Genomic DNA, 19,806 nt, shown 5'->3' with positions numbered 1-19,806 from the left:
TTTCTGTGTGTGGAGGAGGGTCAGGACTGCTTGGCGGCGGCCTTGGCGGCGCTCGCGACGGAGTGCCGTCGGATCGTCTGGGAGACCGCGACGGCGACGATGAGCGCACCGCCGTAGAAGAGCTGCTGGACGAAGTTGTCGGCGCCGAGCATCTGGAGCCCGACGACGCCGGAGAACAGGAAGTAGACGGCGATGAAGGTGCCGATGGCGTTGAAGCGCCCGGGGATGATCGCGGTGGCCCCGAGGTAGCAGGCGGCGAACGCGGGGAGCAGGAACGACTGCCCGCTCGAGGGGTCCGCTCCGCCGAGCGTGCCGGCGTAGACGACCCCGGCCACCGCGGCGGTGAGGCCCGCGCCGACGAACGCGCCGACGCGGAGCCGGCGGACGTTCAGGCCGGAGAGCTCGGCGACGGTGCGACCGGTGCCCACGAACAGGAGCCGTCGACCGACCGGGGTGGCGCTGAGGACGATGAGGACGACCACGGTGGCGATCAGGCCGTAGACGAACGCCAGGGGCAGCCCGGCGAGCCCGCGCCACCCGACGGTCGCCTGGACGAGCGCCGGGTCGATGCCGGTCACCGACGAAGACGCGCTCATCCACTGGATGATCCCGATCATGAACGTCGAGGTGCCGAGCGTCACGATGAACGAGTCGATCCGGAACGCGACCGTGAGCAGGCCGTTCACCAGGCCGACGACCACGCCGATCGCCAGGCCGACCAGGATCGCCGGCAGCAGCGGGATGTCCATCTTGGCGTTGAGGACGGCGATCGTCATGGCGGAGAGCGACATCGTCGAGGCGCCGGACAGGTCGAACTCACCCGCGGTCAGAGGGAACAGGAAGCCGAGCGCCAGGATGAGCAGCACCGACTGGGACCCGAGGATGTTCTGCAGGTTCCCGAGGGTCGGGTAGGTGTCGGGGAGCGCGATGCTGAACGCGATCACGATGACGAGCCAGGCGCCGAGCAGGGCGTAGCGCTCGGTGTGCCCCCACGAGAAGCGCGGGCGGGTGGGGCGGACGATCGACGTCTCGAGGGCGGGTTCGGCGGTGGTGGACATCAGGCGGTCTCCTTGACGGGGGAGGAGTCGGGGGAGGAGGGAGCGGGATCGACGAGGCTGGCGACGACGGCCGCCGCGATGACGTCGCGGTCGATCCGGTCGCCGGTGAGCACGTCGTGGACGCGGCCGTGGGCGAGGACCACGACCCGGTCGCACATCTGGGCGAGCTGGTCGTAGTCGGTCGAGGCGCAGACGATCGAGACGCCCTGGTCGGCGGTCCGGCGGAGCATCGAGAAGATCGCCGCACGAGCGCCGACGTCGATGCCCTGCGTCGGCTCCTGGAGCAGCACGAGCCGCGGGTCGTCCTGCATCCACTTCGCGAGGACGGCCTTCTGCTGGTTGCCGCCGGAGAGCGTGCCGAAGAGTGCGGAGGGGTCGGCGGGACGGACGTCCCAGTCGCGGACGAGGCCCTCGACGTGCGACCGCTCCCGTGCAGGCGAGAGCCCGAGCAGTCCGCGGAGCTTCCCGAGGACGGGCAGGGTCACGTTCTGCTCGACGGACAGGGTCAGGGCACCGCCCTCGCGCTTGCGGTCGGCGGGGACGTAGACGACCCCGCGGGCGATCGAGGTCGCCGGGCTGGTGGCGCCGAGGTCGACCGTGGCGTCCCGGACCGTGAGGGTCCCGGTCGCCGCCCGGGCGCCGTACAGGCCTGGAAGCACGTCCTCGACGCCCGAGCCGGCGAGCCCGGTGATGCCGACGACCTCGCCGTCCGCGACGTCGAACGAGAGCCCGTCGACGACACCGGCCCGGAGGTCCCGGACCGTCACGACCGCGTCGCCCGTGGTGGCGGGGCGGGCACTGCGTGCGGCCGCGCCGTCGAGCCCGCGTCCGACGATGAGCGAGACGAGCTCGTCCGCGGTCGTGGTCGCGGTGTCCCGGTGCGCCTGGACCCGACCGGCCCGGAGGACCGTGACGCGGTCGGCGTGCTCGAGGACCTCGGACATGTCGTGCGACACGAGGAGGGCCGACGTGCGGCCGTCGGACACGAGGTCCTTGACGACGCGGAAGAGCAGGTCCGCGTCCTCCTTCGGCAGGAACACCGTCGGTTCGTCGAGGACGATGAGCGCCCGGTCGTCACCCAGCTCGGCGACGGCCCGCAGGATCGCGACGAGCGCCTTCTGCGTGTCGGTCAGCTCCTCGATCCGGGCCCGTGGGTCGATGTCCACGCCGTAGCGGGCGAAGAGCTCCGCGGCCGCCCGGTGCTCGGCGCCCCAGCGGACGAACGGACCGCGGCCGGCGACGACGGTGGCGAGCCGGAGGTTCTCGGTCACCCCGAGCGACGGCACGAGGGCCAGGTCCTGGTGCACGAAGCTGATGCCGACGCGGCGGAAGTACCCGGGAGGCACCGGCAGCGGGAGCCGGGAGCCGCGGACCTCGATCGTCGCTCCCGGGTCCGGCGCGTAGGTGCCGGACAGGATCTTGATGAGGGTCGACTTGCCGGAACCGTTCTCGCCGAGCAGCGCGTGCACCTGGCCCGGACGGACCTCGAGTTCGACGTCGTCGAGCGCGGTCAGTCCGCCGAACCGCTTGGTGAGCCCGCTGATCCGCAGGACCGGCGCGGTGGTCGCACCGGCCTCGACGACCGCAGCGGACGCTGCGGGGCTGCGCCGTGCCTCCCGGGTGGCGCTCACTTCGCCGGACCCCAGATCTCCTCGTACCCGGTCTTGTACGCGTCGCCGTAGCCCTTGCTCGGCGCCGGCGGGGTACCCGCCTCGTCGACATTGTCCTTCGTGAACACCTTGAGCGGGGTCTGCTCGTCGCCGTCCTCGATGATCGGGGTGTCGGTCAGGACGCGACCGGCCTGGTCGAGCGTGGCGTAGGCGAGCCACTCCATGTTCTCGCCGATGTCCATCGTCATGACGTTGCCCTCCTGCAGGATCTTCATCACCGCGGGCGTCCCGTTGTACGAGGACGTGAAGACCTGGCCGGTCTTGCCGGCCGCCGTCACCCCGGCCTCGACGAAGAGGGCCATCGAGTCGTACACGGGCAGGACGTAGTCGAGGTTCGGGTCGGACTGGATCGCGGACTGGACGGTCGACGAGATCTTCGTCGCCCAGTCGGCGACCGGCACGTTCGTCACCTTCACCTTGCAGCCCGAGCAGTACTCGTCGAACTCCTCCTGCATCGCCTTGACGATGCCGTCCGACGGCGGGACCTCGGACGAGGTGATGATGAGCACGTCGCCCGCGCCCTTCGTCTCCTTGATGGCCCAGTCGGCGTTGAGCTTCGCGGCCTCGTGGAAGGGCGCGGTCACCTGGGCGGCGACGAGGTCCTGCAGCTGGTCGGGGAGCGCCTCACCCGTCTGGTACGTGTGGCTGATGAGCACCGGGATGCCGGCGGCCTTCGCACGCTTGAGCGCCGGGACGATGAGCTCGCCGTTGACGCCCTGCGCGAGGACGATGATGTCGGCCTTCCGGCTGATCGCCTGGTCGATGCCGGCGGACTGCTCGGTCGGCGTGCCCTGGTTCGTGTACTCGATCCACTTCGCGCCGTACTCCTCGGCGAGCTGCTGCCCCGCCTCGTCGACGGACACGATGAACGGCACGGCGGACGAGTTCGGGATGTTGAAGATCGTCTTGCCCGCGATCTTCGACATGTCGAACGGCTTGCCCTCGAAGGTGAACTCCGGGTCGACGCTCGCCGCCGTGATCTGGCTGGTGGCGTGCTCGACCCCGGCGGAGTCGTCGGACGAGTCGGTCGAGGCCGTCGAGGTGGCGGAGCAGGCGGACAGGAACAGCACACCGCTGAGTGCGGCGGCCAGGAGCGCGGGACGTGCGAGCCGCGTTCGGGTGGGTGCGGGGGACGACATCGGTCGAGGACCTCCAGGACGTGGTGCGGGGACGGGTGACGGGTGCGGGTGCTGCGGGTACGCCGAACACCCCGCGGCGCGGGGTGGGCGTGACGACGAGGGGCGTCGGTCACTTCGGGGTGTGGGAGAGCGCTCCGCCGGGGGCGATGCGTCGGGGATGACGGGGCCGCTCCGGTGGGGCTGATGCGAATGTAACGGGCTGCGGGCCGCCAGCGGGTGCCCGGCGGTAACGGTCCTGTTAGGCGTTTGTTTCGCCGGTGTTAGGCCACCGGCGCCACGGCGTCGACGAGCCGCCGTGCCGCGCCGTTCCGGGGCGGGCGATCCCGCCGCCCCACCCCGGAGCGGTGCGGATCCGCGCGTCCGTGCGGCGGCGCCGCCCGGGCGAAACACCCCGGAAGCAATCGCGCCGACTTCCGGTAACGCGTCTCTCACAAGTCGGCGGTCGGCCGAGCGGACCCCGCTGGCGGAATGCGACGGACCCGCCCGGAGCGGCACCCGCTGACCAGGGCATTCCCGCCGTGGCATCCGGCGCCCCCTGGCGTAACCCACCCGATACGGGCGCGCCACGGAGGCGAAACGAACGGCGGATGGACTGCAGTCGCACACCGTCCCCGACCGCAGGAGCAGATCGATGATCACCACCGTCGTCGCCGGCAACCCCAAGCCGGCATCGCGGACGCTCGACGCGGCCACGGTCGTGCTCGAACGCCTCACCGGTCGGGCACCCGACCACGTCGTCGACGTGATCGACCTCGGCCCGGGCCTGCTCGGCTGGGGCGACGACGCGGTGTCGGAAGCGGTGCGCACCGTCGCCGCGTCCGACCTCGTCGTCGCCTCGCCCACGTTCAAGGCGACCTACACCGGCGTCCTCAAGCTCTTCCTCGACCAGTTCGCCACCGGGGACGGCCTCGCCGGTGTCGTCGCCGTCCCGCTCATGCTCGGCGCCGGCCCCGCGCACGCCCTCGCCCCCGAGGTCTTCCTCAAGCCCGTGCTCGTCGAGCTCGGTGCGACCGTCCCGGCTCCGGCCCTGTACCTCAACGACAAGCAGTACTCCGAGCCCGCATCGACCGAGGTCTGGCTCGCCCGGTGGCGCGACGTCGTCCTCGGCGCGACCGCGAGCCTCCAGGAAGGAACCCGCTCATGATCAGCCCCTACTCGCCCGAGGCCCCCGACCTCGGCGCCCTCCGTCAGGCGTTCTCCGGCTTCCCCTGCGGGGTCGCGGCGCTCGCCGCCGTCGTCGACGACGAGCCCACCGTGCTCGTCGCGTCGTCCTTCACCGTGGGGGTGTCGCAGGACCCGCCGCTCGTGATGTTCGCGGTGCAGCACACGTCGTCGACGTGGCCGGTGCTGCGTGCGGCCGGCACGATCGGGGTCTCGATCCTCGGCGAGGGGCACGCGCAGGTCACCCGGCAGCTCGCGTCGAAGGACAAGTCGGTCCGGTTCGTCGGCGTCGACACGACGGTGTCCGAGTCGGGGTCGGTCTTCCTCGAGGGGGCTCCGATCTGGCTCGAGTGCGCCGTCGAGCACACCTACCCGGCGGGTGACCACGACATCGTCGTGCTCCGGGTCCTCGGGCTCATGTCGGACTTCGCGCACAGCCCGCTGGTCTGGCACCGGTCCGCCTTCGCGACGCTCAGCGCCTGAGCGCGCTGACGCAGGGACGGGAGGCGGGGGGGGGGGGGGGGGGGGGGGGGGGGGGGCCCGGCCCCCCCCCCCCCCCCCCCCCCCCGCCTCCCGTCCGGTCCTGCGGCGTCAGCCGCGCAGTGCCTCCGTCAGCTTCACCCGGCTGCCGGTGCGCAGCAGCGCGTTCTCGTAGATCCGGGCGCCGACGACCACGACGAGCACGACCGAGACCGCCACGATGACGAGGGACAGGATCGGCTCCCACCACTCGGCGGTCCCGAGGAAGATCCGCATCGGCATCCCGATCGGCGCACTGAACGGCACGTAGGACATCACGCCGAGGATCGTCGGGTTGTTGTACGCGACGATGATGAGGATGTACGGGATCATCACGAGCATCATCACGGGGGTGGTGACGCTGCCGACGTCCTCCTGACGGGAGACGAGCACCGCGGCCGCCGCGAACAGCGATGCGATGAGCACGAAGCCGATCGCGAAGAACCCGACGAACCAGAGCATGCTCGGGCCGAGCACCGTGAACATGTTGTCCTGCCCGGTGACCGCGAGCGTCACCGCCGCCGCGATCGCCACCGCGACGATCTGCGCGAACGCCATGACGCTGTTGCCGAGGACCTTGCCGGCCAGGAGTGCCCGGGCCGGGATCGCCGCCATCAGGATCTCGACGACGCGGGTGGACTTCTCCTCGACGACGCTCTGCGCGATCGACTGACCGAAGGTCACGGCGGACGCGAAGTACACGACGCCGAAGGCCAGCGCCACGATGTAGATCAGTCCACCGGGGATCGCGTTCGGGTCGAGCAGCTCGATGCGGGGGGAGACGCTCAGCGCCTGGACGACGTCGGTCGGGGCGTCGTCGAGCCCCACGACCTTGTAGCCGAGCGGGTCGTCGGACGGCAGGACCGCCGCGTCGACGTCACCGTTCTCGACGAGTCGTTCGGCGGCTGCGGCGGTCGGCGCCTCGGTGACGTCGAGCCCCTTGCTCGTCGGCAGGCTGACCCCGTCGACGACCGCGACCGGGGTGGTGTCGCCCGCCGTGGCCTTGCCGACGATGCCGCCGACGACGATCGACGCGACGACCATGAGGATGAGGATGCAGGCGGACACGACGAACGCCTTGCTGCGGACGCGGGCCTGGATCTCGCGCGCGGCGACGAGCCGCACGGACTGGACGAATGAGCCGTTCATCGGACGACCTCCCGGAAGACCTCGCTGAGCCGCGGGACACGCGGCGAGAACGACCCGACGGTGCCGTGCTGGACGGCCCGCTGCAGGACGCGCTGCGCGGTGGCGTCGTCGGCCTCGAACACGGCGTACCCGCCGTCGAACTCGCGGACGGTGACGCCCGGTTCGTCGCGGAGCCAGGCGACGTCCCCGTCGACGAGGAGCTCCCACGCGGCCGGGCCGGCCTGCTTCCGCAGTTCGTCCTGCGGACCGGCGGCGCGGATCGTGCCCCCGGCGATCACCACGACGTCGTCGCAGAGCCGCTCGACGACGTCCAGTTGGTGGCTCGAGAACAGCACGGGCACGCCGCCCGCCGCTGCCTCGCGCAGGACGGCGAGCACGACGTCGACGGCCATCGGGTCGAGGCCGGAGAACGGCTCGTCGAGCACGAGGACCTCGGGGTCGTGGGCGAGCGCGGCGGCGACCTGCACGCGCTGCTGGTTGCCGAGGGACAGCTTCTCGACGGCGTCGGTGGCGTGCGGCGCCAGGCCGAGCCGGTCGAGCAGGTCGGTGGTGCGGCTCGCCGCGGTGCGCTTGTCGACGCCGTGCAGCCGGGCGAAGTACGTGATCTGCTCGGCGACCGGCATCTTCGGGTAGAGCCCGCGCTCCTCCGGCATGTAGCCGAAGCGGCGACGGTCGGCCGGGCCGATCGTGGTGCCGTCGATGGACACGGTGCCGGCGTCGGCCTGGAGCACGCCGAGCAGGATCCGCATCGTGGTGGTCTTGCCGGCGCCGTTGCCGCCGACGAACCCGGTCAGGCGTCCGTCGCCGACCGTGAACGTCACGTCGTCGAGCACGCGGCGGTCGCCGTACTGCTTGGTCACCCCGTCGATGGTGAGCATGTCGTTCCCCTCTCGCGGCGGTTCGCTCCGCCTGCGTCGACGCTATTGCGCGGGGTGCGACGGGCGCCTCCGGCTGGCGACGGGGATCGGGGCACTGCGGGCTCCGCCGCGTGGGGGAGCACGGGTCGGACGGGGGTCTAGGCGGGGGTTCCGGCCACGCCGTGCTCGAAGGCCCAGACGACCGCCTGGATGCGGTCGCGCAGTCCGAGCTTCTGGAGGACGTTCGACACGTGGGTCTTCACGGTCGCCTCACCGACCCACAGCTCCGTCGCGATCTCGGCGTTGCTCAGCCCGCGGGCGAGCAGCCGGAGGACCTCGGTCTCACGCTCGGTCAGCCCTGCCGTGACGACCGCCTCGTCGCCGTCCGGTGCCGCGGGCGCCCCGGACCCGGCGGTCGCGCGGCTGATCACCCGGCGGGTCACGTCCGGGGCGAGCAGCGCGTCGCCGGCCGCCACGGTGCGGACGGCATCGATCAGCCGCTCGGGGGAGGCGTTCTTCAGCAGGAACCCGCTCGCCCCGGCCTCGAGCGCCTGGAAGAGGGCGTCGTCGTGGTCGAAGGTCGTCAGGACGAGCACGGCCGGTGGCTCCGGGAGCGCGGCGATCCGACGCGCCGCCTCGAGCCCGTCGACGTTCGGCATCTGGACGTCGAGGCACACCACGTCCGGTCGGAGCGTCCGCACGGCCTCGACCGCCTCGGCGCCGTCAGCGGCCTCGCCGACGACCCGGAACCCCGGCTCGGACTCGAGGATGACGCGGAACCCGGCCCGGACGAGGTCCTGGTCGTCCGCGAGCACGATGGTCAGGTCGTCGGCAGCCATGCCCGCACCAGCCAGCCTCCCCGGGCGCGCGGCCCGATCTCGATCCGTCCGCCCACCGCGGCGACGCGTTCGCGCATCCCCACGTGGCCGAGTCCGCTGCCCGCGGTGTTCCGCGGTGCCCGGTCGCCGTGTCCGTCGTCGGTGACCTCGACCTCGACGCCGTCGTCGAGGTACCGCACCCGGACGTCCGCCCGGGCCGTCGGGCCGGCGTGCTTGAGGACGTTCGTCACGGCCTCTTGCGCGATCCGGTAGGCGACCGCCGAGACCGTGGGCGGGACGTCGCGGACGCTGCCGACCACGACGTACTCGGTCGGGTGCCCCGCCGTCCGGGCCGAGTCGGCGAGCTCGCCGATCCGGCCGAGCGCCTCGGTGCTCGGAGCGGCGCGGACGTCGTCGCCGCCGTCCTCGTCGGCGCGCAGGGTGCCGAGCATCCGGCGGAGCTCCTCGACGGCGGTCCGGGCGCTCTGCTCGACCACGCCGAGCGACGCCGTCGCCTGCTCAGGGTCGTGGCCGATCACGCGTCGAGCCGCGCCGGCCTGCACCCCCATGAGTGACACGTGGTGCGCCACGACGTCGTGGAGTTCGCGGGCGATGCGCACGCGCTCGATCGTCACGGCCTGGGCAGCGCTCCGCTCGCGTTCGGCGGCGAGCTCGGCGGTGCGGAGGTCGAGCTCGTGCTTCGCCACCGCCGACGCCCAGGCCCGGTTGCCGGCGTACCAGGCGGCGCCGAAGTAGATGACGTTGATCACGATGTTGAGCAGCGAGAGCGCGATGTACGGCGGGATGAGGCCGCCGTCGTCGTTCGGCAGCGCGTTCGGCACCGCCCAGCCGAAGGCGATCGCGACGAACAGCCAGGCGAACATGCCGCCGATGACCACCCAGCGCACGACCTCGGCGCGCACACGGTCCGAGCACCACGCACCGACCGTGTACAGGGCGATGAACAGCGTGAAGTTCACGAGGAAGACCTCGGGCACGTGCAGGATCTGCGTCGCCGCGAAGGCCAGCGCGGAGACGACCGCCATCGTCATCGGCCAGCGGCGGCGGAACGCGACCGGTGCGGCGTTCGCCACGACGAGCAGCGCCGAGACCCACCACGCTGCCTGGTCGTCGCCGTAGGTCCCGGCCGACCCGTAGAGCATCGTGGTGATCGCCAGTCCGGCGCCGAGGACGAGTGCGAGGAGGGCGTCCTGGCGGAACTCGCGGCGCCCCACCGGCAGCCGTGACCACTCCGCGGTCGTCCCCATGGTCACCACGGTAGCGGGTGCGGTGGTCGGAGTAGCCTGCCGCCAACCGAACAGGGGAGGCACCATGCAGTTCCTCGTCAACGTCATCGACGACGGGCAGGCCGAGGCCGCCGGTCGGACCGAGTCCGCAACACGGACCGAGGCGGACGCGGTCGACGCGCTCAACGAGCGGCTCGGCGACGCCGTCGTCTTCGCGGCCGGGGTGTCCGCGCCGTCGGACGCCGTGGTGGTCGACGCCCGCCGTGCCGAGCCGACCACGACCCCGGGGCTCGTCGGGGACCCGGCCGAGTTCGTCGCCGGGTTCTGGGTCATGGACCTGCCGGACGCCGAGACCGCGCGGCGGGTCGCGCAGGAGGCGTCGGTGGCGTGCAACCGGAAGATCGAGCTGCGCCCGCTGCTCTGACCCGCGCACCGAGCACCGCGCAGGCGGCCGTCACGAGCGCCCCGGCCCCGAACGTGCCGAGCGACCCCAGCGGTTCGACGACCGCTCCGGCCGCCGCCGCACCGCCGGCCTGGCCGAGGACGAGCGCCACGAAGAGCACCGAGGTGCCGGCCGACGACCGCTCCGGATCGACCTCGGTGGTCCACGCGATCAGGGCGCCGGTCGCCGCCGTGTACCCCCAGCCGAACACGGCGCACGCGACGAGCGCCACGGGCGTCCACTGCGGCACCGTGCCGAGCGCCAGCACACCGAGGGCGACGGCGGCGGTGGTGAGCGTCCACTGCGTCCGGGCACGGAGCCGACTCGTCCACCGGGCGGTCGCCACGACGGCGGCACCGCCCGCGCCGAGCGCGATCCACGCGGACACCGAGACGGCGACCGGTGCGCCGGCGTCGACGAGCACCGAGCGGCCGTACGTCCACACGACCGCCGACCCTGCGCCGAAGAGCAGGGCGAGCACGAGGACCGCACGGTGCGCCGTCCACCACGCCCGGTCCGGGGCCGGTGCTCGCTTCGTGGGGGTCTGCCCGGCCGTCGCCGTCCGGCGGGGCGACCACGAGGACGCGAGCAGGACCGACCCGACGACCAGCGCCGCGATCCCGGACCATATCCACGCAGTCCGCCAGTCGGGTAGGAGCACGAGCGCGAGCACGCCTGCGGCGACGAGGCCGGGGCCCGTCCCGGCGTTCACCACGGCCTGCGCCCGGCCCTGTGCCGGCTGCGGCACGAGGGTCGTCACGAGACTGACGAGTGCGGGCGAGGCCAGTCCCGCGCCCGCCGAACCGACGACCGACGCGATCGCGAACGCCGTGGGGTCGCCGGCCGCGGCCATGCCGAGTGCACCACCGCCCGCGACGACGGCGGCGACCGCCACGAGGACCCGGGGCACGCGGCCGGCACAGCGGTACCCGACCACGGCGCCGACGCAGTACATCGCCGAGGCTCCGGAGGAGACCCACCCCGCAGCGTCGGCGCGCAGCCCGAGGTCCCGCTGGACGTCGGGCAGGAACAGCCCGTACGCCAGCCGGACCAGGCCGTACGTCGCGGCGATCAGGCCGAGGCCGCTCCCCAGGAACACCGACTGTCGTAACGAAAACGATCGTTTCACTTTTGAGAGCCTAGGGTGCTCTCATGGCGATGCGTCCAGGAACCGAGCAGAAGCTGCTCGACGCCGCCGAGGAGCTCTTCTTCACCCGGGGCATCGCCGCGACGCCGATCGACGCCGTCCTCGAGCGCGCGGGGATCTCGAGCGCCACGCTCTACCGCGGGTACGCCAGCAAGGAGTCGCTCGTCGCCGCGGCACTGGCCCGTCGACACGACGACTGGCTCGCCGCGTGGGACCGGGCCGTCGACGCCGCCGATGACGACCGCGGCCGACTGCTGGCGGTGTTCGACGCCCTCGACGCGTACCGCTCCACGCCGTCGGGGTCGCGGTGGTGCGCGTTCCTCGGCACGGCGGCCGAGTACGTCCACGCCCCGTCCGACGTCCGCGCGGTCCTCGACCGCGAGACGGACACCCTGCGGCGACGCCTGACCGAGTCGGCCGAGCCCGTGGTCGGCGCACACGCGGGGGCACTCGCCGAGCAGCTGCTGCTCCTCGTCTCGGGGTACCTCGCGATGCGCCTCCGCGAACCGGGCCTCGGGACCGCTACGGCGCGTGCCGTCGCCGACGCGCTCCTCGGGTCGGCGGAGCGACCGGTTCCTGCGCGACTTCACACCTGACGTCCGCGTGTACCCGAGGTGCTCCGGTACCCGACTCGGTAGCTTGCCCGGTGTGCAGCGGATCTCCTCGACCCTCGTGACGACGCGTGTGACCGCGGACGGCATCGTCCCCCTCGCATGAGCAGCTCGCGCGCGGCCCGGATCACCCGCCGCTCCCTCCTCGTGGGCGGCACCGCGGTCGTCGTGGCCGGTGCCGCTGCCGAGGCCGTGAACCTCCGGCTGCTCCCCGGCCGCTCGACGATGTACCGCGTGCTCGGCCTCGACGGCCCGGCGGGCACCGTCCCCGACGTCACGCCGGTGCCGACGGTGTCCGGGTCGTTCACGTCCCGCGCTCGGAAGGGCCTCGAGGTCGGCTGGACGATCGCCGCGCCGCAGTCCGACGGGCCCCTGCCGATCGCGGTCGCCCTGCACGGCTACGGCGACGACCACGCGGACTTCTTCGGCTCCCACCTCGGCTACGACCGGTTCCTCGCCGCGTACGTCGCCGCGGGCGGAGCGCCGTTCGCCATCGCCGCGGTCGACGGCGGCAACCGCTACTGGCACCGACGCGCGGACGGCGACGACCCGGCCGCGATGGTCGTCGACGAGTTCCTGCCGCTGCTCGCCCGCCGCGGGTTCGACACCGCACGGCTCGCGTTCACCGGCTACTCGATGGGCGGCTACGGCGCACTCCACCTCGCCGGCGTGCTCGGCTCGGCGCGGGTGCGTGCGGTCTCCGCGGTCAGCCCCGCGTTGTGGCGGTCGGCGGGGGAGACGGCGCGTGGCGCCTTCGACGACCCCGCGGACTTCGCCGCGAACACGGTGCTCGGCCGACAGTCCTCGCTCGACGGCGTCGCGGTCCGCGTCGACTGCGGCACCGGCGACGGGTTCGAGCCCGCCGTCCGCGCGTACGTCGACGGCTTCGCGACCGCACCGGCCGGCGGGTTCGAGCCGGGCGGGCACACCACCGCCTACTGGCGGCGGCTCGCGCCGCAGCAGCTGCGGTTCCTGGGTCGGCACCTGCAGGCCTGACCCGCGCCGACGGCGGCCTGGAGGCGCGGGTCGGCCCCGCACCGTCCCTCCCGTCCGTCGGCTGATCGAGCCGACTGACGTTCCCGGTCTCGTCGGTGACCGTTCCGGTTCACGATCCCCGGGATCCGCGAACCGGAACGGTCACGGCGCGAACGACTTCAGCGGATCCCGCGCGGGCCGCGCACCGCCTCGGCGGCGAGCTCGGCGAGCCGTCAGGCGCGACCGCGGTTGCGGCGGCGGATCTCCTTCGGCGCCCGGCCGGCCATGAACGAGCGAGCCGGGTCGACGAGGAACCCCTGGCGCAGTGCCTCGCGGCCGACGAGCATCCGGAAGCCCATCTGGTCGCGGTTGCTCAGCGTGACCTCGGCCTCGAAGACACGCCCGGCGAGGGACATCTCGGTGAGGACCACGATGCGCTCCTGGGTGTGCCCGGTGGAGCTCCGGACGATGCGCCGGTCGTGCACGTCGCACTCGATCGTGACGGCGTCGGCGTCGGTGTCCTGCCAGGGGTGCACCGAGAAGCGGACCCGGTCGCCGGGGAGTTCCTCGAGGTCGAACGCGTGCAGCGCCGAGCTGCGCGCACCGGTGTCGAGCTTCACCTTGATCCACGGGATGCCGAGGCTCGGCAGGGCCGCCCACTCCCGCCAGCCGGCGACCACGAGACCGCCGTTCGGGGACTTCGGTACTCGGGCCATGTGCCCATCCTGTCGCATGCTTGGATGGAGCGTCGCCGTCGATACCAACCCCGGAGCCTCCCCGATGAAACTCGCCATCCTGTCGCGTGCGCCGCACGCGTACTCGACGGAGCGCCTCCGGGCCGCCGCGATCGACCGCGGGCACGAGGTGAAGGTGCTCAACACGCTCCGGTTCGCGATCGACCTGACCGGCGACGACCCCGACCTGCAGTACCGCGGCAAGCTCCTGTCCGACTACGACGCCGTGCTGCCGCGCATCGGGAACTCGATCACGTACTACGGCACCGCAGTGGTCCGGCAGTTCGAGCAGATGGACGTCTACACGCCGAACACCGCCAACGGGATCACGAACTCGCGCGACAAGCTGCGGGCGAACCAGATCCTCTCGCGGCACGACATCGGCATGCCCGCGACGACGTTCGTGAACGGCCGCGCCGACGTCCGCGGGGCGATCGAGCGCGTCGGCGGAGCGCCCGTCGTGATCAAGCTGCTCGAGGGCACGCAGGGCATCGGCGTGATCCTCGCTCCCGAGGCGAAGGTCGCCGAGTCGATCGTCGAGACCCTGCACTCCACGAAGCAGAACGTGCTCATCCAGAGCTTCATCTCGGAGAGCCGCGGCAAGGACATCCGCGCGCTCGTCGTCGGTGACCGGGTGGTCGCGGCGATGCGGCGGAGCGCCTCCGGCGACGAGTTCCGGTCGAACGTGCACCGCGGCGGGACGGTCGAGAAGGTCACGCTGACGCCCGAGTACGAAGAGGCCGCCGTCCGCTCGGCGCAGATCATGGGCCTGCGGGTCGCCGGCGTCGACATGCTCGAGGGCAACGACGGGCCGCTCGTGATGGAGGTCAACTCCTCCCCGGGGCTCGAGGGCATCGAGCGCGCTACCGGCCTCGACATCGCCGGCGCGATCATCGACTTCATCGCGAACCAGGTGGCCTTCCCCGAGATCGACGTCCGGCAGCGGCTCTCCGTCTCGACCGGCTACGGCGTCGCCGAGCTGCTCGTGCACACGAACGCCGACCTCGTCGGGAAGACCATCAAGGAGTCCGGTCTCTGGGACCGTGACATCACCGTCCTGACGCTGCACCGCGGCTCGGGCGTCATCCCGAACCCGCGCAGCGGCGTGGCCCTCGAGCCCGGCGACCGCCTGCTCTGCTTCGGCAAGCTCGAGGAGATGCGCTCGATGATCCCCGAGCGCCGGAAGCGCCGTGCGAAGGTGCGCAAGCTGCCCAAGGAGCCGCGTCAGCCCGAGGCGTGAGGCACATCCGGAGTGCACTGTCCCCCGCCTGTCAGCGCATCCGGATCGCGTACCCAGGCCAGATGCGGAAGTATGTGTCGGTGACGATCATGACGGAACGGCCGGTCGACCAGGCGACGAGCACCGAAACGGAGCGGCCCGGCAACGCCACGGCCAAGCACGACAACGTCGCGCTGCTCTCCGTCGCGACGACCGTGGCGGAACGCGTGACCACCTCGGCCGACATCGAGGAGAAGCTCCGCGGGGTGCTGCGACGCCTGCGCCTGCCGATGGGGCTCCTCGAGCGCGTGGCCGGGGTCAAGGAACGCCGGAACTGGGGCGAGGGCCAGTCCTTCCAGGACGCCGCCATCGACGCCGGACGCCGCGCCATGGCCGAGGCGGGCATCCGCCCCGAAGACGTCGGCCTGCTCATCAACACGTCGGTGACGCGCCCGCACCTCGAGCCGTCGGTCGCCGTGCGCCTGCACCACGGGCTCGGCCTGCCCTCGTCCGCGATCAACTTCGACATCGCGAACGCCTGCCTCGGGTTCGTCAACGCGATGAGCGTCGCCGCGGGCATGATCGACTCCGGTCAGATCAAGTACGCACTCGTGGTGGACGGCGAGGACGCCGACCAGGTGCAGCTCAACACCATCGAGCGCCTGAACCAGGGCGGCCGCAACCGCAAGGACTTCATGAGCGAGTTCGCCAGCCTGACGCTCGGGTCCGGCGCCGCCGCGGCCGTGCTCGGCCCGGCGGACATGCACCCGGGCGGCCACCGGATCGTCGGCGGCGTCACCCGAGCGGCGACCCAGTGGTACGACCTCTGCGTCGGCAGCGTCGACGGCATGTTCACCGACGCGAAGATGCTCCTCAAGGGCGGCATGGAACTCGTCGTCGCCGCCTGGAACGAGGCACGCTCCCACTTCGACTGGGCCGACATGGACCGCTACGTGCTCCACCAGGTCTCCGACGTGCACACGAACGCCTTCGTCGAGGCCATCGGCGTCCCGCGCGACAAGGTCCCGACGACGTACGAGCGCTTCGGCAACGTCGGTCCGGCGTCGATCCCGATCACCCTCGCGGACGAGGTCGCCCGCGGTGCGATCCGCCCCGGTGACCGGGTGTTCCTCGGCGGTGTCGGCTCCGGCATCAACACGGCGATGATGGAACTGCGCTGGTGAGGTCCGGCCTCCCGCGCGTCGCCGCTGCCACGGCTCCGGCGACGCCCCCGCCGCCCCTGCCCGGACTCGACCCCGCCTGGTCGCGCATCGTCACGGTCCCCGCCGCTGTGGGTCCAGGAGGCACGGCTCGCCCCGAGCGGTCGTGGCACCTCCTCGACACGGCCGGCTCCCTGGCCGCGCTCGGCGTGGAACCCGTCGGCACCCTGCTGTGCGTGCACGGCAACCCGACCTGGTCGTACCTGTGGCGGTCGGTGCTCCGCACCTCGCTCGACGTCGCCGCCGCCGGTGGTCCGGCGTGGCGGGTCGTCGCGGTCGACCAGCTCGACATGGGCTTCTCGGAGCGCACCGGCGTGCAGCACGGGCTCGCGGACCGCGTGCGGGACCTCGGCGCGCTGACCGACGAACTCGGGCTGTCCGGCCCGGTGGTCACCCTCGGGCACGACTGGGGCGGTGTCGTCTCCCTCGGCTGGGCGGTCGACCACCCGGACCTCGTGGTGGCCGTCACGACGTGCAACACCGCGGTGCACCAGCCCGACGACGCCCCGATCCCCGCACCGCTGCGGCTCGCGCTCCGTCCGGAGCTCCTCGGCCGTGCCACCGTGCTGACGCCGGCGTTCCTCGAGACGACGCTCGCGATCGCCCACCCGCGGCTCGATCGTCCCACCGCGGATGCCTACCGCGCGCCCTACCGCGGAGCGGCCCGTCGTGGGGGCGTCGGCGGGTTCGTGGCCGACATCCCCGTCGACGGCGACCACCCGAGCGCACCCGAGCTCGACCGGATCGCCGCCGGCGTCGCCGCGCTCGAGGTCCCCGCCCTCGTGATGTGGGGGCCGCGCGACCCGGTGTTCCTGGAGCGCTACCTCGACGACCTCGCGGAGCGGCTGCCGCACGCGGACGTCCACCGCTTCGAGGGCGCCGGGCACCTGCTGCCGGACGACGCCGACGTCGCCGGGACGGTCGTCGAGTGGCTCGGTGACCACCTGCCGGACGGGCGCGTGCCCGCGGGGGCCGAGCCGTCCCTCCTGGCCCCCAGCGACGACGACGCCGACGTGCGCCGCCCGCTCTGGGCCGCACTCGACGAGCTGCGCGACAGCGACGAAGCCGCGCTCGTCGAGATGGCCGCCGCCGGCGGTCCCCGGACCGTCTCGTGGCGGTTGCTCGCCCGCCGGGTCGACGAGATCGCGGCCGGACTGGTCGACCTCGGCGTCCGCGCCGGTGACCGTGTCTCGCTCCTCGTCACCCCCGGCGCCGACCTGACCGCCGTCCTGTACGCCAGCGTGCGCATCGGGGCGGTCGTCGTCGTGGCTGATGCCGGGCTCGGCCTGCGCGGCCTGACCCGTGCGGTGCGCGGTGCCCGTCCCGACTGGATCATCGGCGCGCTGCCCGGCCTCGGGGCCGCACGGGCGCTCGGCTGGCCCGGTCGGCGCATCGCGACGGTGTCGTTGCCGGCGCCTGCTCGTCGGGCGCTCCGGGTCGAGCACACGCTCGTCGAGGTCGCACGACGCGGAGCGCAGCGCCTCGCACGGGGCACCGCGCTGCCCGGAGCGCCGTCGTCCGACGCGCCGGCCGCGGTCCTCTTCACGTCCGGGTCGACCGGGCCGGCAAAGGGCGTCGTGTACACGCACGGGCAGCTCGGCGCGGTCCGCGACACCCTCGCGGCGCAGTACGACATCGGCGTCGGCACCGGCCTCGTCGCCGGGTTCGCCCCGTTCGCGCTCCTCGGTCCCGCGCTCGGCGCCCGGTCGGTCGCACCCGACATGGACGTCACCGCGCCCCGGACCCTGACCGCTCGGGCGGTCGCCGACTCGGTCACCGCAGCGGACGCCACCGTCGTGTTCCTGTCACCCGCGGCCGTCGCGAACGTCGTGGCCACCGCCGGCGCACTCACGGCAGCGGACCGTGCGGCGCTTGGTCGCGTGCGGCTGTTCCTGTCGGCCGGTGCTCCGGTGTCGGCCGCGCTGCTGGCCGCGGCCACCGAGCTCATGCCGAACGCGAGCGCCCACACGCCCTACGGGATGACCGAGGGGCTGCTGATGACCGACGTCGACCTCGACGGCGTGCGCGCCGCGGCCGCCGACGCCCCGGACGAGGACGGCATCTGCGTGGGCCGCCCCGCCACCGGCGTCCGCGTGCGGATCGCCCCGCTCGACGACTCGGGCGAGCCGTCCGGAGCGCTGACCGAGGACCCGGGCGTCACGGGCGAGATCGTCGTCGCGGCGCCGCACGTCCGCGAGCGGTACGACCGGCTCTGGCGCCAGAACCGGGTGTCGCGGCTCGGCGTGCCGGACCCGCGCGGGCACCGCACGGGCGACGTCGGCCACCTCGACGATGCCGGTCGGCTCTGGGTCGAGGGACGCCTGCAGCACGTGCTCACCACGGCGGACGGGGTCGTCACGCCCGTCGGTCCCGAGCAGCGGATCGAGCGCGTCCCCGGTGTCGGCCGCGCCGGGCTCGCCGGCATCGGGCCCCGCGGCACGCAGCAGGCCGTCGCCGTCGTGGAGACGACCGGTGGGCGCCGCACTCGTCGGCCAGCACTCGCCGACCCCGACCTCGCCCGGGCCGTCCGGGCTGCCGCGGGGATCCCCGTCGCCGCGGTGCTGACGGTGCCCGAGCTCCCGACCGACATCCGGCACAACTCGAAGGTCGACCGTGCACGGCTGTCCCGGTGGGCGGCCTCGGTGCTGTCCGGTGGACGGATGGTCCGGCCGTGAGGGTCCTCGTCACCGGTGCGAGCGGGTTCCTCGGGCAGGCGACCGCCGCGGCCGTGCGTGCTGCGGGACACGAGGTCCGGACGTTCCAGCGACGGCCCTCCGGGGTCGAGGGAGTGTCGGACGTGCTCGGCAGCATGACCGACCCCGCAGCCGTGGCCCGGGCCGTCGACGGCGTCGAGGCGGTCGTCCACCTCGCCGCAAAGGTCTCGCTCGCCGGCGACCCCGACGACTTCGTCCGCGTGAACGTCGACGGCACCCGGACGCTCCTCGACGCTGCACGTGGCGCCGGCGTCGAGCGGTTCGTGTTCGTCTCCTCGCCCTCGGTCGCGCACACCGGGTCGTCCCTCGTCGGCGCGGACGCCGGACCCGCCGAGCCCGCGCGGGCCCGCGGCGACTACGCCCGCACGAAGGCCGCGGCCGAGCTGCTCGCACTCGCCGCGGACGCTCCCGGGTTCGCCGTCGTCGCCGTCCGCCCGCACCTCGTGTGGGGTCCCGGCGACACGCAGCTCGTCGGCCGGATCGTCGACCGTGCCCGCACGGGGCGCCTGCCGCTGCTCGACTCCGGCGCCGCGCTCATCGACACGCTCTACGTCGACAACGCCGCGTCCGCGATGGTCGCCGCGCTCGACCACGCCGCCGACGACGGGGTGCACGGCAACGCGTACGTCGTGACGAACGGGGAACCCCGGCCCGTCGGGGACCTGCTCGCCGGGATCTGCACCGCGTCCGGGGTCCCGGCGCCGCGGGTGCACGTGCCGGCCGGGGTGGCCCGGTTCGCAGGGTCGCTCGTCGAGGCGGTCTGGCGGGTACGTCCAGGCGAGGACGAGCCGCCGATGACCCGGTTCCTCGCCGAGCAGCTGTCGACGGCGCACTGGTTCGACCAGCGGCGCACCCGTCGTGACCTGCAGTGGACGCCCGCGGTGTCGATCGACGAGGGGCTCGGCCGGCTCGCTGCCGCTCAGGCCTCGTCGGCGGCGACGTAGACCCAGGCCGTCGCGCCCGACCCGAGGGTCACGACCGTAGCGGACTGGAGGCGCGGGGGGGGGGGGGCCCCCCGCGGGGGGGGGGGCCCCCCCCCCCCGGGGGGGGGGGGGGGGGGGGGGGGGGGGGGGGGGACAATTGGTGCGACAGAAGGGGGGCGGCGGGGGGGGGCGCGCGCGCGGGC

The 19,806-nt window shown here is 73.3% G+C and carries 18 protein-coding genes; 9 read left to right on the top strand and 9 right to left on the bottom strand.

Features of this window, described 5'->3' with window-relative positions:
- Nucleotides 1–20: 20 nt before the first annotated feature.
- The 3 genes from ACIPEP_RS16860 to ACIPEP_RS16850 are packed head-to-tail and all read right to left on the bottom strand — an operon-like array spanning nt 21 to nt 3,867.
- Nucleotides 21–1,058, bottom strand: a complete 1,038-nt coding sequence (locus ACIPEP_RS16860; protein ID WP_070418018.1) for an ABC transporter permease — start codon at nt 1,056–1,058, stop codon at nt 21–23.
- Nucleotides 1,058–2,689 carry a sugar ABC transporter ATP-binding protein gene (locus ACIPEP_RS16855; RefSeq protein ID WP_071295728.1) on the bottom strand — a complete coding sequence of 544 codons (1,632 nt, stop codon included), beginning with the start codon at nt 2,687–2,689 and terminating at the stop codon, nt 1,058–1,060. The genes ACIPEP_RS16860 and ACIPEP_RS16855 overlap by 1 nt, the downstream gene beginning before the upstream one ends.
- A complete protein-coding gene (locus ACIPEP_RS16850; RefSeq protein WP_070418020.1) occupies nt 2,686–3,867 on the bottom strand; it encodes a sugar ABC transporter substrate-binding protein in 1,182 nt (393 codons plus the stop codon). The genes ACIPEP_RS16855 and ACIPEP_RS16850 overlap by 4 nt, the downstream gene beginning before the upstream one ends.
- A gap of 631 nt (nt 3,868–4,498) precedes the next feature.
- Between ACIPEP_RS16850 and ACIPEP_RS16845 the strand changes: the two genes are divergently transcribed.
- Both ACIPEP_RS16845 and ACIPEP_RS16840 read left to right on the top strand, forming a co-directional pair.
- Nucleotides 4,499–5,011 carry an NADPH-dependent FMN reductase gene (locus ACIPEP_RS16845; RefSeq protein ID WP_402717873.1) on the top strand — a complete coding sequence of 171 codons (513 nt, stop codon included), beginning with the start codon at nt 4,499–4,501 and terminating at the stop codon, nt 5,009–5,011.
- Nucleotides 5,008–5,511, top strand: a complete 504-nt coding sequence (locus ACIPEP_RS16840; protein ID WP_070418022.1) for a flavin reductase family protein — start codon at nt 5,008–5,010, stop codon at nt 5,509–5,511. Before ACIPEP_RS16845 ends, ACIPEP_RS16840 begins: the two co-directional genes overlap by 4 nt.
- Nucleotides 5,512–5,619: 108 nt before the next feature.
- On the opposite strand, the gene ACIPEP_RS16835 is transcribed toward ACIPEP_RS16840, so the two are convergent.
- From ACIPEP_RS16835 to ACIPEP_RS16820, 4 genes are all read right to left on the bottom strand, one after another.
- Entirely contained in the window at nt 5,620–6,696 is a 1,077-nt protein-coding gene (locus tag ACIPEP_RS16835; RefSeq protein ID WP_070418023.1) for an ABC transporter permease, read from the bottom strand.
- A complete protein-coding gene (locus ACIPEP_RS16830; RefSeq protein ID WP_070418024.1) occupies nt 6,693–7,574 on the bottom strand; it encodes an ABC transporter ATP-binding protein in 882 nt (293 codons plus the stop codon). The genes ACIPEP_RS16835 and ACIPEP_RS16830 overlap by 4 nt, the downstream gene beginning before the upstream one ends.
- A gap of 137 nt (nt 7,575–7,711) precedes the next feature.
- A complete protein-coding gene (locus tag ACIPEP_RS16825; protein ID WP_071295732.1) occupies nt 7,712–8,392 on the bottom strand; it encodes a response regulator transcription factor in 681 nt (226 codons plus the stop codon).
- Nucleotides 8,374–9,639 carry a sensor histidine kinase gene (locus ACIPEP_RS16820; protein WP_402717872.1) on the bottom strand — a complete coding sequence of 422 codons (1,266 nt, stop codon included), beginning with the start codon at nt 9,637–9,639 and terminating at the stop codon, nt 8,374–8,376. Before ACIPEP_RS16820 ends, ACIPEP_RS16825 begins: the two co-directional genes overlap by 19 nt.
- Nucleotides 9,640–9,703: 64 nt before the next feature.
- Between ACIPEP_RS16820 and ACIPEP_RS16815 the strand changes: the two genes are divergently transcribed.
- On the top strand, nt 9,704–10,042 hold the full coding sequence (locus ACIPEP_RS16815) for a hypothetical protein (RefSeq protein WP_309776780.1): 339 nt from the start codon (nt 9,704–9,706) through the stop codon (nt 10,040–10,042).
- Here the strand turns inward: ACIPEP_RS16815 and ACIPEP_RS16810 are convergent.
- Nucleotides 9,948–11,159, bottom strand: a complete 1,212-nt coding sequence (locus ACIPEP_RS16810; protein ID WP_402717871.1) for an MFS transporter — start codon at nt 11,157–11,159, stop codon at nt 9,948–9,950. The genes ACIPEP_RS16815 and ACIPEP_RS16810 overlap by 95 nt on opposite strands.
- Nucleotides 11,160–11,212: 53 nt before the next feature.
- Here ACIPEP_RS16810 and ACIPEP_RS16805 point away from each other — a divergent pair, with 53 nt between their 5' ends.
- Nucleotides 11,213–11,803: a TetR/AcrR family transcriptional regulator gene (locus tag ACIPEP_RS16805; protein ID WP_402717870.1), complete on the top strand. Its 591-nt coding sequence runs from the start codon at nt 11,213–11,215 to the stop codon at nt 11,801–11,803.
- 117 nt (nt 11,804–11,920) lie between these two features.
- Complete coding sequence (locus ACIPEP_RS16800; RefSeq protein ID WP_402717869.1) at nt 11,921–12,814, top strand: alpha/beta hydrolase; 894 nt, start codon at nt 11,921–11,923, stop codon at nt 12,812–12,814.
- Between the two features lie 212 nt (nt 12,815–13,026).
- Here ACIPEP_RS16800 and ACIPEP_RS16795 read toward each other — a convergent pair whose 3' ends face one another.
- Nucleotides 13,027–13,509 (bottom strand): RimK/LysX family protein, encoded by a 483-nt coding sequence (locus tag ACIPEP_RS16795; protein WP_070418031.1) that lies wholly within the window; start codon nt 13,507–13,509, stop codon nt 13,027–13,029.
- Between the two features lie 64 nt (nt 13,510–13,573).
- Between ACIPEP_RS16795 and rimK the strand changes: the two genes are divergently transcribed.
- From rimK to ACIPEP_RS16775, 4 genes are all read left to right on the top strand, one after another.
- Nucleotides 13,574–14,767: a 30S ribosomal protein S6--L-glutamate ligase gene (rimK, locus tag ACIPEP_RS16790; RefSeq protein WP_070418032.1), complete on the top strand. Its 1,194-nt coding sequence runs from the start codon at nt 13,574–13,576 to the stop codon at nt 14,765–14,767.
- An 89-nt stretch (nt 14,768–14,856) separates the two neighbouring features.
- On the top strand, nt 14,857–15,930 hold the full coding sequence (locus ACIPEP_RS16785) for a 3-oxoacyl-ACP synthase III (protein WP_070419407.1): 1,074 nt from the start codon (nt 14,857–14,859) through the stop codon (nt 15,928–15,930).
- A complete protein-coding gene (locus tag ACIPEP_RS16780) occupies nt 15,927–18,641 on the top strand; it encodes an alpha/beta fold hydrolase (RefSeq protein WP_402717868.1) in 2,715 nt (904 codons plus the stop codon). The genes ACIPEP_RS16785 and ACIPEP_RS16780 overlap by 4 nt, the downstream gene beginning before the upstream one ends.
- The gene (locus tag ACIPEP_RS16775; RefSeq protein WP_402717867.1) at nt 18,638–19,624 is read left to right on the top strand and encodes an NAD-dependent epimerase/dehydratase family protein; all 987 of its coding nucleotides are present in this window, start codon (nt 18,638–18,640) and stop codon (nt 19,622–19,624) included. Before ACIPEP_RS16780 ends, ACIPEP_RS16775 begins: the two co-directional genes overlap by 4 nt.
- Nucleotides 19,625–19,806 lie beyond the last annotated feature (182 nt).

This window comes from Curtobacterium sp. NPDC087082 (assembly GCF_044745045.1).
Classification (GTDB): domain Bacteria; phylum Actinomycetota; class Actinomycetes; order Actinomycetales; family Microbacteriaceae; genus Curtobacterium.
The sequence above is the reverse complement of the archived record's forward strand: the minus strand, read 5'-3'. Positions and strand labels throughout refer to the sequence as shown.

Bases quoted from the DNA above. Each gene is read 5' to 3' on its own strand.
- ACIPEP_RS16860 (WP_070418018.1), bottom strand. From the start codon at position 1,058: ATGTCCACCACCGCCGAACCCGCCCTCGAGACGTCGATCGTCCGCCCC.
- ACIPEP_RS16785 (WP_070419407.1), top strand. From the start codon at position 14,857: ATGACGGAACGGCCGGTCGACCAGGCGACGAGCACCGAAACGGAGCGG.
- ACIPEP_RS16815 (WP_309776780.1), top strand. From the start codon at position 9,704: ATGCAGTTCCTCGTCAACGTCATCGACGACGGGCAGGCCGAGGCCGCC.
- ACIPEP_RS16800 (WP_402717869.1), top strand. From the start codon at position 11,921: ATGAGCAGCTCGCGCGCGGCCCGGATCACCCGCCGCTCCCTCCTCGTG.
- ACIPEP_RS16850 (WP_070418020.1), bottom strand. From the start codon at position 3,867: ATGTCGTCCCCCGCACCCACCCGAACGCGGCTCGCACGTCCCGCGCTC.
- ACIPEP_RS16835 (WP_070418023.1), bottom strand. From the start codon at position 6,696: ATGAACGGCTCATTCGTCCAGTCCGTGCGGCTCGTCGCCGCGCGCGAG.
- ACIPEP_RS16795 (WP_070418031.1), bottom strand. From the start codon at position 13,509: ATGGCCCGAGTACCGAAGTCCCCGAACGGCGGTCTCGTGGTCGCCGGC.
- ACIPEP_RS16840 (WP_070418022.1), top strand. From the start codon at position 5,008: ATGATCAGCCCCTACTCGCCCGAGGCCCCCGACCTCGGCGCCCTCCGT.
- ACIPEP_RS16805 (WP_402717870.1), top strand. From the start codon at position 11,213: ATGGCGATGCGTCCAGGAACCGAGCAGAAGCTGCTCGACGCCGCCGAG.
- rimK (WP_070418032.1), top strand. From the start codon at position 13,574: ATGAAACTCGCCATCCTGTCGCGTGCGCCGCACGCGTACTCGACGGAG.
- ACIPEP_RS16825 (WP_071295732.1), bottom strand. From the start codon at position 8,392: ATGGCTGCCGACGACCTGACCATCGTGCTCGCGGACGACCAGGACCTC.
- ACIPEP_RS16820 (WP_402717872.1), bottom strand. From the start codon at position 9,639: ATGGGGACGACCGCGGAGTGGTCACGGCTGCCGGTGGGGCGCCGCGAG.
- ACIPEP_RS16830 (WP_070418024.1), bottom strand. From the start codon at position 7,574: ATGCTCACCATCGACGGGGTGACCAAGCAGTACGGCGACCGCCGCGTG.
- ACIPEP_RS16845 (WP_402717873.1), top strand. From the start codon at position 4,499: ATGATCACCACCGTCGTCGCCGGCAACCCCAAGCCGGCATCGCGGACG.